Below are 13,592 nucleotides of genomic sequence, written 5' to 3' on the forward strand. Positions count from 1 at the left end.
TTTAGATTCTATTATGAATTGATTGGGATTCCTGTTTGGATATGTTTGCGCATTTTTGCACTATCACGCAAATCAACTTGCATACTTACAATCTCTTTTTTGTCATTTTTATATACGATTCCATACGGCGTTATAATTGCACTTCCCTTAGCCATTGTATCATTTGCACCATCACTTGCCACTACAAAGGCTTGATTGCTAATAGCAAGGGCTTTGGTGAGAGTTTCAAATTGCTCTTTTCTCGCCCTGCCCCAAATTGCTGGGACAAAAATAATATCCGCTCCTTGAACGCGCTTCCATAAATCAATAAAACGCAACTCAAAGCAATTAATCGCCGCGCATTTTATAGAATCCACAAAAAAAGGTAAAATCTCATCTTCACTTCCAGCTTCAAAGTGCAGATTCTCATCGCCAAGCTCAAAGAGTTTGTGTTTGGATTGTTTGTGTATAACCTCGCCTTTATGGAACACTTTAAGGTTGTTATAAAATTTATTGCGCTTTTTTTCTATCATTGTCGTTACTATGGTGCATTTTTCGCTAGATTCTAAAAGTTTTTGTGTAACAACTTTTGAAAACTCGCTCGCCTCTTCCATTTTTTGATACGCAAACCCGCTAAAAACTACTTCTGGCGTGCAAACAATAGAATCTTGTTCGATATTTTTAAGGTATTCAAGCACTTTTTTTAAATTTAACTCAAAATCCTGTCCGATTTTCACCTGCAAGGCGCAAAGTTTCCTATATGGATTCTTAGAAATCATCAAAATCAATACTCCCTTTTGCGTAATTCGTTACCTTCGCTTCAAAAAAGTTGGTTTTTTGGTCATTAAAGCTTGAAAACTTATCCACCCATTTAATCGGGTGTGTGGCGTTGTAGAGCTTTGGTAGCCCTACTCTGCTTAATCGCTCATCAGCAAGGAACTCAATATATTGGCGGATAATATCGCCTGTAAGTCCTAAAATCTGTCCTTGCGTGATATACTCACCCCAAGAAGATTCTACATCTACGGCTTTTTTAAACATTTCTATGACTTCTTCTTCTAGGTTTTTGGTGAATAAATCGGGTCGCTCTTTGCGCACTGAGTTTATCATATTTTGAAAAAGGACTAAATGCGTTACTTCATCGCGATTGATAAATCGTATCATTTGCGCACTGCCAAGCATTTTGCCACTTCTAGCAAGTGTGTAAAAATAGCAAAATCCACTATAAAAATAAATCCCCTCTAAAATTTGATTTGCAAACATTGCTTTAATAAGGTTGTATTCCGTTGGGTTGGTGGCAAGCTCGATATACACATCGGCGATATAGTCATTTTTCGCACGCAACTGCATATCCACGCGCCACATATCATAAATCTCCTCTGTATTAGCAGAGATAGATTCCACCATTACAGCATAGCTTTGTGAATGCAAAGCCTCTTCGTAGGCTTGACGCACAAGCACGAGGTTAATTTCTGGGCTCGTCATATAGGGATTGACATTGTCAATCAAATTGTTCGTTTGTAAAGAATCCATAAAAATAAGCTGAGCAAGTGCTCTGTCATAGCCAAGTTTTTCTTGTGGAGCTAATCCACCATTATAATCGCGTTTATCAGCATTCATATTGACTTCTTCTGGAAACCAAGTGTTTGCAAGCATTGTCTTCCATAAATTATATGCCCATTGATATTTAATTTTGTTTAAATCAAACATACTTGTAGGATTCCCGCCAAATATTTTGCGTTCATTCACACCCTCTGTGCTATGTGGATTATAGATTTTCTTGCGCTCGATAAGCGGGCTTTGATTTTCTTGCATTCCCTCTCCTTTGTTTATTGCATTCATATCACTCATTTTTTATTCCTTTAAATTTCCTCTCTCCCGTCTTTTATACTCTCAATAGTAAGGAGCACGAGGGCATAAAAGTTTGCGACCACTGCACCGATGACTATCCCATATCCTAAGTGCTTCATTCCAAAAACTTGCAAAATGATAAATGCTGCTGCTAAATGAAATATCGCCACCACAAAAGTCGCCAAAATCTCGGCTGATAGAGAGCTTTTTATGCCTATGCGAAAGGTTGCACACAAGAAATTCACACTTGCACATAAAAATAAAATCACAATATTGCCCTCGTATAAAAACTCCACGCCAAGCGTTAGTCCCATTACGCTAAAAAATACAAAAAACACTCTTCCCCAATTCATTTATACTACTCCTTTAAGTTTATTGTGCTATACACGACCATTTTCATACATTGCGCGTAACCGCTCTTTTTCTTGTGCTCTTTTTTTCTTCTCTAACTCTTTTTGGTAATATGTATCCAAACTAAAGCCAAATACAATCGCTAGTCTTGGTGCGACAAACATTGAGCTATAAGTCGCAATCAACACGCCAGCAAGCATTGGCAGTGAGAATCCTTTGATAATATCCCCACCAAAGAGATAGAGCGTTAAGACAACCAAAAACACCGTTACAGAAGTGAGAATCGTCCGCGAAAGTGTGGCAGAAACCGCCTCGTTAATCACAAAATTCATATCACTCATTCGCTTTGAAAGCATTTGCTCGCGGATTCTATCAAATATGATGATAATGTCATTTATCGAATAACCAATAAGCGTTAGTAACGCCGCTAGCACCTCTAAATTAAAATCAATATCAGTGATAATCACAATGCCAGAGACAATGATTACATCGTGTGCGAGCGTGCAAATCCCAGCAAGAGAGAATCTCCACTCATAGCGAAAAGAAATATATACCATCATTGCCGCTAAGGCAAGCACAATGGCAATAATCCCTTTTTTCTTAAATTCATCACCCACTTTTCCGCTAATGGTATTATCACGGCGAATTTCAAACGCTCCTGTGGATACCAAAAGAGATTGGACAATTTGAGCTACTTGCGCGCTACTTTCGCCAAATTCAGGGAGCTTTAGCAACACTTCATTTGGTTCGCCAAACTCACTTACTTGGAATCCTTTAAATCGCTCATCATTTGAGAGAATCTCTCTAATTTGCTGAATTGGGGCTTTTTGTAAATCGGTGTATTGAATCTGCACAATACTCCCACCCGCAAAATCAATGCCCAACTTAAAGTCTTTTATCACAATAAGCGCGATTGAAGCAACGCAAAGCACCACAGAAAGAATAAGACCATAGAGGCTATATTTGACAAAATCATAAATCTTTACTTTTTTAAATACTTCCATTGTGCCCTCCCCTACTTGCTTAATCCAAGTTTTTGAGAATCTCTTGTCGCATTGCTCACACCAAACCATAGCCATAATGCCTTTGAATTAGCGATTTTTGGCAAAATGGCTTGATAGATTCCGTGTGTGCCGACAATAGCAGTGAGAATCGAGGCAATGATTCCAAGACTTAGCGTAATAGCAAATCCTTGCACCGCGCCTGTGCCATAAGCATAAAGTAAAATAGCGACCAAAAGCGTAGTGATGTTTGAATCAAAAATCGCCCTAGAGGCGTTAGCATAGCCAAGCTCTATGGACTTCGTGATAGAGTTCCCTCCCCGTAAGGCTTCGCGGATTCTCTCATTGATGATAATATTGGCATCGACTGCCATACCGACGGTGAGCACGATTCCAGCCATTCCGGGCAATGTGAGTGTCGCGCCAAAAAGTGCCATAACAGCCACAATAAGCACAATATTAACCAACAATGCTACCACAGCAATGATTCCAGCGACATTGTAATACGCTATCATAAAGATTACTACCAACACAAATCCGCTTATAAGGGCAATCATAGACGCTCTAATGCTATCTTCACCCAAACTTGGTCCCACTCCACGCTTCTCTAAGACTTCCATAGAAGCAGGCAATGCACCACTTTTGAGCGTGAGGGCTAAATCTGCAGCGGAATATTTATCAAAGTCTCCACTTATTTGCCCGCTATCAGTAATCCTACTACGAAGCACAGGCGCGGAATACACCTTGCCATCAAGCACGATAGCCAATCGCTTGCCAATATTTTTACCAGAAAAATCCCCAAAGATTCTCGCTCCAGCAGAATCTAGTGTAAAACTCACCACATATTGGTTATTTTGGTCTCTGCTTGGGGAAGCACTTGTAATTGATGAACCATCTAAAATAGGGATTTTTTTTACAAGCAAAAAACCGCTCTCTCCACCAGCAGAAGTGCTCTTAGCAAATGGCAAAATTACATCACCATATTCCTCAGCTTCCAAATCACTCATTAGATTCACTCGTGCGTTGCGCTCCTCATCGACTGCCATAAACTCCAAATACGAAGGCTTGGAGATAAGATTGCGCAACCGCTCCTCTTCTTGTGGTGTATTTTCACCGGGCACTTCGACTAGGATATTTTCCTTTCCCTGCCTTGTAACGCTAGGCTCGCTTAGACCAAAAATATCTAATCGCTTGCGAATTGTGCCAATAGCTTGCTCGATAGCATCTTCTTTGATTTTATTGATTTCTTCTTCGCTAAACGATATGGTGTAGATGTTGTTTTCCTCAAGCACTACTAAACCATCAAATTTTTCTAGCATTGCTTGTATTTCTGGTTTATCCTGTGGGTTTAGCACCTCAAAAGTAAGCTTGTTTGCACGCATTTTTACAGAATCTACTAAAAGTTTTTTGTTTTCGCTTTCAAATTTAATGCTTGAAGCTAGGCTTGAGAGTTTTGCATTCACCGCCTCTTCACTCTTAACGCCCAAAAGGAGATTAAGCCCGCCTTGTAAATCAAGTCCAAGCGTAATCTTGCGCCCTTGTATATCAAAAAATGACGGCAGGCTAAAAAAGATTCCAAAAATTGCTGCCCCAATAAGACTTAAGAGGCGAAAGTTGATACCCTGATTCATCGCGTCATAATCACTTAGTTGTTTTGCTGTGTATCATCGATTTTGTAAGCGACAAACTCTCTTGAGAGTTTTACTATTGTATCATCATTTAAGCGCACACTAAAGAAATCATCTTCTGGTTTTACCACTTCAGCTATCAAACCGCCTGTGGTGATAATTTTATCACCTTTCTTAAGGCTTGTTATCATTTCTTGATGTTTTTTACGGCGAGTGTTTTGTGGGCGCACAATGAGAAAATAAATCAACAAGATAAAAAACGCAATAGGTGCTAATCCTATAAGCGTGTCATCAACGCCAGCTTGAGGTCTTTGAGCGGGAATCTCATCGGCTATAAGCACGCACGCACTTATTAAAGTTAAAAAGAACAATTTACATTTCATTTGCTATCCTTTTTTGTGATTTAGGTGTGAAATTGTAGCAATTCTTTGCTTAAAAGATTTTAATTTTACACAAAGAATCTCTACTGTAATCTCTAAAATAGCTACATAAGTGTGCTGTGGGCTAACGCTTTTTTATAAAACTATACACAAACAAAAAAACCGCACCAAGAATGCCTGCCGTGCTAGAAGCAATCAAAATAGAAATCTTCGCAACATCTTCAGCACTTTGAGAATCTCCCCCGCCAAATGAATCAAAAGCAAGATTTGAGACAAAAATCGACATTGTAAATCCAATGCCAGCCAACATTCCAGCCCCAAGAATCTCTGCCCATCGTATCCCCACAGGACGCGCTGCGACACCCAACTTCTCGCTAAGAAATGTAAAAAGCAAAATGCCAATAGGTTTGCCAACTACAAGCCCAAGAAATATGCCCGGTGCGATATAATCCAATCCAAAATCAATGCCACCAGAGAGATTCACTCCTGCGTTACTAAACGCAAAAAGTGGCATTATAAAATACGCACAAAGTGGCTGCAAAGCGTGCTCTAAACGCAAAAGTGGGTTTTGAACATTGATAGAATCCTTTGCCATAGTGCTTAAAATATCCATTTGTTCGCGTGTGAGGAGCACATTTTTCTTATCTCTATCCATTTGCTTAAACTTTTGAGGTAATTCTTCAAAAAGGTTGAGAAACTGCTCGCTTGGCATTTTTGGCTTCACAGGCACACAAAACGCCAAAATAACTCCCGCGATAGTCGCGTGAATCCCACTATGATGCACACAAAACCAAAGCAATCCACCAACCACCAAGTAGATTCCCAAATTTCGCACACCGATTTTATTAAGCACTATGAGGGCGACAACTATAAGTGCTGAAAATCCTAGCCAAACAAAATGCACGCCCTCAGGTGATGGATAGGCTGTGGCTATTATCATAATCGCACCTAAATCATCAGCCACCGCTAAGGTAACCAAAAACACCTTTAATGCCATTGGCACACATTTACCAAGCAACAAAATCACGCCCAAAACAAATGCAATATCCGTAGCCATTGGGATTCCAAAGCCGTGCCAAGAAGGTGTTTGTGCATTAAGCGCGAAATAAATAATGCCCGGTGCGACCATACCGCCAAGTGCTGCAATGACAGGGAATGCCGCTTTTTTAAACCCAGCTAAATCACCAAAAAGCACCTCTCGCTTAATCTCCAAACCAACCATAAGAAAAAAAAGCACCATTAGCACATCATTCACCCACTCTTGAATGCTAAATCCATAGAATCTCTCTTCTCCAATAGAAACTCCAAACCTCTGTGTGAAAAAGTCAAAATATTCTTTAGAAATAGAAGAGTTTGCTACAAACATCGCGCATACTGCGCAAAAAAAGAGCAAAATACCACTAAAAGATTCTGCTTTGATAAAGCCCACAAAGACTTCACTTAACCTTTTACGCGTAATGTCTTGTAAATATTGTTCTTGTGTGTTTCTTTTCATTGTTGCTTCTTTATTGCAATCTTATACAACGACATATTTTAATCCAAGACACGCTGGGATAGATTCCAACTCGCCTAAAATCGCTTCATTCACATCATCATCGACCACAACCACCGCTAACGCTTCTTTATCTTTGCGTGCCATACGAAAATCTGCAATGTTAATATTATGCTTTGCTAAAGTGTTTCCCACCATTCCAACGACACCCGGCACATCGGTATTCTTAAAAAATATCATTTTTCCATTTGGCTCGACATCAAAAATAAAGCCATTTACGCCCGTGATTCTTAAATATTTGTCCTCAAACACTGCGCCATCAACGCTGAAACTATCTTGTTGAGAACGCAATGTAACTTGTATATGGCTTTTGTAGGTTTGTGAAATTTCTTTGCCACTAAATTCTACTTCCAATCCCCTCTCTTTTGCGACAAATGGCGCATTAACATAATTGATAGCATCACCCAAACTCGCACTTAGCGCACCAACCAAAGCAAATGTGCTAAGAGAATCTTTATATGTGCTTACCTCGCCTTGAGCAGTGATTTTTAACGAGCTAAAAACGCCTTTGTTTGCTTGAGCACAAATAAATGAGAGTTTTTGAATAAGCTCTAAATACATTTTAATGCTTGGTGGTAAATCCACTTCCTTAATGGGCAGATTCAACGCATTTGGATAACTTGAGCCACGAGCGGCTTCTATGGCGGCTTCAGCAGCTTGAATGGCGATTTTTTCTTGAGATTCTAAGGTATTTGCGCCAATATGAGGCGTTACATAGACATTTGGCAAATCAAGAAGTTTGTTGTCTATGCCGGGCTCTTTGTTAAAGACATCAATGCCAGCCCAACGAATTTTACCACTCTTTAATCCCTCGAATAAATCATCTTCATTATAAAGCCCTCCTCGCGCGCAGTTTATGAAGATTACGCCGTCTTTACATTTGGCGATTTCTTTTTTGGTTATCATATTTTTTGTTTCATTATTTTTGGGCGTATGAATCGTAATAATATCACAAGCGAGAATCTCATCAAACTTTGTGGTGTATTTAATCCCCGCGTCTAACGCCACTGATGCGCTCACATAAGGGTCATAGGCAAGCACTTCCATTTCAAAGGCTTTAGCGCGTTTTGCTACACGAGAACCAATATTTCCAAAGCCAATCACGCCGAGCTTTTTGCCCTTTAATTCTGTGCCATACCAATCCTCTCTTTTCCACTTGCGCTCATTTTTGAGCTGATGATTTGCTCCCGGGAAGCTCCGCACGGCATTGATAAGATGTGCCATTGTGAGCTCTACTGCAGCTATGGTGTTTGCCGTTGGGACATTCATCACTACTATGCCCTTTTTGGAGCAAGATTCTATATCCACATTATCTACGCCCACTCCAGCACGCACGATAGCCCTCACATTTGGCGCAGCCTCTAAAAACGCACTATCCACATCTGTGGAACTCCTCGTAATCGCAACTTCGCATTCTTTGAGATTGTTTAGCAATTCATCTTTTGGCAAAGATGAAAGGTCTTGTGAAGTTATGTTTTTTTGGGATTTTAATAAATCCAAACCACTCTTGTGAATATGGTCGCACACCACGATTTTTGTAGCCATTTGCACTCCTTAAGTTTAAGTTTATTTCATTACATATTGGATTCTGTAATATTGTAAATCTGCCAATAATCGTTCTAATTTAGCTTTATCGTTGATAAATACGAGCAATTTTAAGGCATTGCCACTTTTATAATAAGTGCTATCAAGGCGATTTTGTTTTAGCACTTGAGAGACGCAAAAAAACTTATACTCATCAAGTCCTGTAATCTCAATGCTACGCATTATATCTTGCTCATCGCCATTTAAAAAATCAAACTTCACAAAAAGTTCTGTGGCAGGATATTGAAAGCTATCTTTAGAATCTACACCAAAATTCTCCAACCACACGCTATCGCGTGTAATATTAGACACGGGGATTTGGGCGTCTGGGTATTCTCTTGGCTTGACTTTGGGGTTTATCAAATCCGTCTTAAAATACACCAACGCCGCTACACTCCCAAGTGCAACAAGAAAAAATACAATTCCTATGCTGGAGAGAACTTTCTTCATTCAAACACCTTAAGAAAATTTATTTTTAATCTTATCTCCTAAAGTCATTGTTTGGCTTTCTTTATTTGCTTGATTAAACGCTTTAAGGTTTTCTTTATTTTGCACGCGTTCTAGTCGTTTGACAGAAGCGCGGACTTTATTATTACGCTCATCAATAGCATATATAGCGCATTTTAAAGTATCTCCTTTTTTAAGATTTTCGACTTGGTCTTTTGGAATATCTTCATTTTTGACGAGCACTTCCACGCCATCAAGCTCAATAAACACACCAAAATCCTTGATGTCCATAATGACTCCCTCAACAATAGAATCTATCCCGTGCTTTTTAGCAAACGCTTTAGCTGGAGAATCACTTAAAAGTCTCTTGCTTAGAGAAATTCTTTCGTTCGCGGAATCAATCCTTACGATTTTTACTTCTATTTCATCGCCGACTTTAAATGTATCTTTGCAACGCAATCCACGCTCCCAAAACGCATCTTCGTTATGCAATAACCCATCAACCGCGCCAAGATTGATAAATGCACCAAAATCTGTAAGAGTAACAATTTTGCCTGTGATTGTTTCATTTTCCTTATGTGCTTTGGCAAAAGCACTAAAAGGTTTATGTAAGAGTTTTTTGAGTGATACGCGCAAGCGTTTATTAACCAAATCAATCTCAATAATCTCCACATCAATTTCTTGTCCAATTTTTAAGTAATCTGCAGGGTGCTTGATATTTTTATCCCAAGAGATTTCTGAAATATGCAAGAATCCCTCAATATCATTACCCAAATCCACAAACGCACCATACTCTTCAATATTTGTAACCACAACTTTAATCGCATAACCGACTTCTAGCGTATTGCCAATTTCTTGCCAAGGGTCGCTCATCAACGCTTTTAACGAAAGCGTAAGTCGCTTTTTCTCTTCGTCATATCCTAGGATCTTCACCTCCACTTCATCACCGACTTTAAAGTATTTTTGTGGATTTACAGGTCCTTTATGGCTTAATTCTGTGTAATGGATAAGCCCCTCAACATTATCAATATCTACAAATACACCAAATGTAGTCGTGCTATTAACGCGTGCTTTCACCACTTTATCACCAATTAACAATCGCTCTACGACTGCTTTTCTATTATTTTTTTCAAAGTCAAAAAACTTTTTGCGTGAAACGATGATAGAGTTTTTCTCCTCGCTAATTTTTGTAACCATAACCTTATAGCTTTTACCCTCAACCTTAAGTCCCTCTTTAAAGGCAGATTCCCTACGCGGTAAGAACACATCTATCCCGTCATAATCCATCACAAAGCCACCTTTGTTTTTTTGGATAACTTTTGCTTCAATAACCTTATTAAGAATCTCGTTGCCAAGCTCTTTGATTTTCTGTGCGGTGCGCTTTGTCCGCATTACTTTTTGATGAGATACCCTGCCTCTTTCTACATAGACTTCTATCTCATCGCCTTCTTTAAACAAGAGGCTACCATTTTTATCTTTGATTTCACTAACAGGAAGCTTACTCTCAACCTTACTATAAGGAAGAGCAATCATCGCAAACTCATCGTTTATTTGGATTATTTTTCCTACTTGTATCTCGCCACTTGTAGCGTTTTCGTGTTCTTTAAGAAGTGCTCCAAAATCTAAGCCATCTTCCAAGCCATTATTGCTTTCGTCATTATCTAGATTTACTCTCATACATTATGCCTTATATCAAAAATACCGAGAAATAATTGTAGCGTAATTTTCTTAATTTTGCACTAAGTAAGTAATGATTCTAAACAAATACTAAGTTGCAATCTAAATAAGAAAATATCATTCACTTTGTTTGTTGCTTTGCTCTTTTACATAGTGATAAATTGCCTCAATTTCTTTTTGTGTAAGATAATATCTTGGCATAACGCTTGATTGTTTGGGATTTTGCAATACTTCAATAAAATCTTCATATAAAAGTGTTTTAATACTTGGCGCACTAAGAATCTTATCAACACCCTTGTGTGTGTAGTTGGCTATTACACTACCCTGCCCTTGCGCTCCGTGGCACTTATTGCATCCGATACCACGCGGATTCTCATAGAGGTTTTTTCCATACTCAAAATAGCTGATAAGCCCCTCAAAGTCCTCATTTTGGTTGCTTCTTGTGCTTGAGAGCACATCAAGGTCTTCATCTTTTGCTGAAATTAAATCCAATCCATCATCGTTTTCTTGGGCATTTGCAGTATTAAAAAACGCCACTGCCACACTAACTAAAAAAAAAGTTAGAAATTTTTTCATACTAAAAGCCACCAAATTTTGTATTTTACAAATCTTATTATACTATAATCACAAAACAAAACCCTAAAAATACAAAACACTTTACATTTAAGGAAATATATGTCGCAATCTTCATCTCTAATCTCATCATACGCCCTACTAGAGGGCAAGCCTCTCGCACAAAAAATCGAACAAGACATTATCAACACCCTAAGTGCTAGCAATATAAAACCCGGGCTTGCGGTCATCTTAGTGGGCGATGATGCACCAAGCAAGGCGTATGTCAATATGAAACAAAAGGCGTGCGAGCGCGTTGGATTTTATTCGCTAAAATTTGAACTCACCAAAAATGCCACACAAAAAGAACTTTTGGCACTTATTCACAAACTTAACGCTGATGAAAAAATCAATGGAATCTTAGTCCAACTTCCACTTCCCAAACACATAGATAGTGCGACAATTTTAGAATCTATCGCTCCTCATAAAGATGTTGATGGATTTAATCCCTACAATATTGGGCGTTTAAGTGCAGGGTTAGAATCTTTTGCGCCAGCTACACCATTAGGCGTGATGAATTTGCTCGCACATTATGGCATTGAAGTGAGTGGTAAAAATGTCGCTATCATAGGGGCAAGCAATATCGTTGGCAAGCCACTAGCGACACTTATGCTTAATGCTGGAGCAACGATAAGCATTTGTCATATCCTTACTAAAGATATAAGTCTTTATACCAAAAACGCTGATATTGTTTGTGTCGGCGTAGGAAAGGTCAATCTCATCAAAGCAGAAATGATAAAACAAGGCGCAGTTGTGATAGATATTGGCATTAACCGCTTAGATTCTGGCAAACTTGTAGGAGATGTAGATTTTGATAATGTGGCAAAAAAATGTAGTTTTATCTCTCCTGTGCCGGGTGGAGTTGGACCAATGACGATTGCTTCATTGTTGCAAAACACACTTAAAGCCACTCAAATGGCGCAAGATTCTATAAACTCACACAAAACTTCATCATTAAAGGATTAGCAAATGAAACTTTTAAAATCTCTATGGGAATTTTGCTCGACTTGGACGGGAGCGATAATTTTAGCACTCTTGTTAATATTCTTTTTCGCTCAAGCCTTTACAATCCCTACTCGCTCAATGGTTGGGACATTTTTAGAGGGAGATTTCCTCTTTGTCAAAAAGTTCAGTTATGGGATACCGCTTCCTAGAGCCCCGTATTTTGATGTCGTGCTTATGCCAGACTTTCGTGGCAATGGACATATCATCGAGGGAGAGCGACCCAAAAAAGGCGAAGTGGTAGTGTTTATCCCTCCTATTGAGCAAACACATTATGTTAAGCGTGTGTATGGCGTGGGTGGCGATGAAGTGATTTTTACCAAAGAAGGCTATTTTTTACGCCCAAATGGTGGCGATGAGGAAATTTCAAAAATGTATCCTCACGCACAAAAAAGAGAATTTTTTGGCAAAACTTTCATCAAAGACCCATTTATTGGACAATTCAACGGAATAATGTATGAAGAAGTTTTTTGGCATAAAGACGATGTAAATCCATTCACTCGCCCTGCGGCGAGAACAAAATATTTTTACGATGAAAAAGCTATGAAGTTTTACAAAAAAGTCTGCGCACAAGGTGAGATAAAAATCTCAGATGCAGATATGCGCGCGGATTGTGATTTGTTTGAAAAGTCCTTTAGCGATGAGGAAGCACAAAACTTTGTCTTAGTCAAAAATATTACTTATGAGGAAATGCTTAGTCCAAAGGGCATAGACACAAAAATGAGCAAACACACACAGAATGGAGAAACATTTTTTTATATCAAAATTGAACCAGACAATTTCTTTATGACAGGCGATAATCGCAACAATAGTTTTGATTCTAGGTTTTTTGGTAGTGTGCCATACAAGGACATTGTGGGAAAACCTTGGTTTATTTACTTTAGTATCAATCGTGCAAATAGCGAAGAAATGGGTGCAGATATGGATAAGAAAAAGCGTTATATTGTCCGTTGGGAGCGAATGTTTAAAGGAACTAATGGATTAGATAATCTTGCTCAAACAATACAAGAGAATAAAAAAGTTGTAGTTCCAATGGGCGTTAAGGAACTTTAAAGGAAATGCTCTTACATTAAAGGGAGAATGTATTATGGAAGAAAAGAAAATTTGCATTGCTTGCGACCACGCAGGATATGAAATAAAGGAATATATCAAAGAGATTCTCGCACAACAAGGCTACGAAGTGCGCGACTTTGGCACGCATTCAAATGAGCGCGTAGATTACCCTGATTACGCACAGGAACTTTGTGAATCCATAAATCCACAAACAAAAGGGATTTTAATCTGTGGAAGTGGCATTGGAATGAGCATTGCTGCAAATCGATACACACACATTCGTGCTGCGCTTTGTAAAGATTCTCAAATGGCAGAACTCTCAAGAGCGCATAATGACGCTAATGTGTTATGTCTTGGCGCGAGAATCACACCAAAGGATACATTAGTTGGCATACTTAATGCTTTTTTACACACAGAGTTTGAGGGTGGCAGACATATTGATAGAATAAAAAAACTACACACAAAGGATTGATAT

14 protein-coding genes are annotated in these 13,592 nt (G+C 38.9%); 3 read left to right on the plus strand and 11 right to left on the minus strand.

What is annotated here, in order from left to right; translation table 11 throughout:
- Positions 1-11: 11 nt before the first annotated feature.
- The 11 genes from ACWIUJ_RS03575 to ACWIUJ_RS03625 form a co-directional block, all read right to left on the minus strand.
- Positions 12-758 carry a carbon-nitrogen hydrolase family protein gene (locus tag ACWIUJ_RS03575; protein WP_454169008.1) on the minus strand — a complete coding sequence of 249 codons (747 nt, stop codon included), beginning with the start codon at positions 756-758 and terminating at the stop codon, positions 12-14.
- A complete protein-coding gene (locus tag ACWIUJ_RS03580) occupies positions 748-1,794 on the minus strand; it encodes a ribonucleotide-diphosphate reductase subunit beta (protein WP_454152035.1) in 1,047 nt (348 codons plus the stop codon). Before ACWIUJ_RS03580 ends, ACWIUJ_RS03575 begins: the two co-directional genes overlap by 11 nt.
- A gap of 47 nt (positions 1,795-1,841) precedes the next feature.
- Positions 1,842-2,183: a DUF6394 family protein gene (locus tag ACWIUJ_RS03585; protein WP_454151652.1), complete on the minus strand. Its 342-nt coding sequence runs from the start codon at positions 2,181-2,183 to the stop codon at positions 1,842-1,844.
- Positions 2,184-2,210: 27 nt separating this feature from the next.
- Positions 2,211-3,185, minus strand: coding sequence for a protein translocase subunit SecF (secF, locus tag ACWIUJ_RS03590; RefSeq protein ID WP_454151650.1), 975 nt, complete (start codon positions 3,183-3,185; stop codon positions 2,211-2,213).
- A gap of 11 nt (positions 3,186-3,196) precedes the next feature.
- A complete protein-coding gene (secD, locus tag ACWIUJ_RS03595) occupies positions 3,197-4,813 on the minus strand; it encodes a protein translocase subunit SecD (RefSeq protein WP_454169010.1) in 1,617 nt (538 codons plus the stop codon).
- Positions 4,814-4,827: 14 nt separating this feature from the next.
- Positions 4,828-5,193 (minus strand): preprotein translocase subunit YajC, encoded by a 366-nt coding sequence (gene yajC, locus ACWIUJ_RS03600; protein ID WP_454151646.1) that lies wholly within the window; start codon positions 5,191-5,193, stop codon positions 4,828-4,830.
- Positions 5,194-5,314: 121 nt separating this feature from the next.
- Complete coding sequence (nhaA, locus tag ACWIUJ_RS03605) at positions 5,315-6,685, minus strand: Na+/H+ antiporter NhaA (protein WP_454169012.1); 1,371 nt, start codon at positions 6,683-6,685, stop codon at positions 5,315-5,317.
- A 21-nt stretch (positions 6,686-6,706) separates the two neighbouring features.
- On the minus strand, positions 6,707-8,287 hold the full coding sequence (gene serA, locus ACWIUJ_RS03610; RefSeq protein WP_454169014.1) for a phosphoglycerate dehydrogenase: 1,581 nt from the start codon (positions 8,285-8,287) through the stop codon (positions 6,707-6,709).
- Positions 8,288-8,308: 21 nt separating this feature from the next.
- Entirely contained in the window at positions 8,309-8,776 is a 468-nt protein-coding gene (locus tag ACWIUJ_RS03615; protein WP_454151640.1) for a hypothetical protein, read from the minus strand.
- Positions 8,777-8,785: 9 nt separating this feature from the next.
- Positions 8,786-10,450: a 30S ribosomal protein S1 gene (locus ACWIUJ_RS03620; RefSeq protein WP_454169015.1), complete on the minus strand. Its 1,665-nt coding sequence runs from the start codon at positions 10,448-10,450 to the stop codon at positions 8,786-8,788.
- A gap of 117 nt (positions 10,451-10,567) precedes the next feature.
- The gene (locus ACWIUJ_RS03625; RefSeq protein WP_454169016.1) at positions 10,568-11,026 is read right to left on the minus strand and encodes a c-type cytochrome; all 459 of its coding nucleotides are present in this window, start codon (positions 11,024-11,026) and stop codon (positions 10,568-10,570) included.
- Positions 11,027-11,125: 99 nt separating this feature from the next.
- Between ACWIUJ_RS03625 and folD the strand changes: the two genes are divergently transcribed.
- The 3 genes from folD to rpiB are packed head-to-tail and all read left to right on the plus strand — an operon-like array spanning position 11,126 to position 13,589.
- Positions 11,126-12,028 carry a bifunctional methylenetetrahydrofolate dehydrogenase/methenyltetrahydrofolate cyclohydrolase FolD gene (gene folD, locus ACWIUJ_RS03630; protein WP_454169018.1) on the plus strand — a complete coding sequence of 301 codons (903 nt, stop codon included), beginning with the start codon at positions 11,126-11,128 and terminating at the stop codon, positions 12,026-12,028.
- A gap of 3 nt (positions 12,029-12,031) precedes the next feature.
- Positions 12,032-13,117, plus strand: coding sequence for a signal peptidase I (gene lepB / locus ACWIUJ_RS03635; protein WP_454169020.1), 1,086 nt, complete (start codon positions 12,032-12,034; stop codon positions 13,115-13,117).
- A gap of 34 nt (positions 13,118-13,151) precedes the next feature.
- The gene (rpiB, locus tag ACWIUJ_RS03640) at positions 13,152-13,589 is read left to right on the plus strand and encodes a ribose 5-phosphate isomerase B (RefSeq protein WP_454151630.1); all 438 of its coding nucleotides are present in this window, start codon (positions 13,152-13,154) and stop codon (positions 13,587-13,589) included.
- Positions 13,590-13,592 lie beyond the last annotated feature (3 nt).

Source organism: Helicobacter sp. 23-1046, assembly GCF_053654635.1.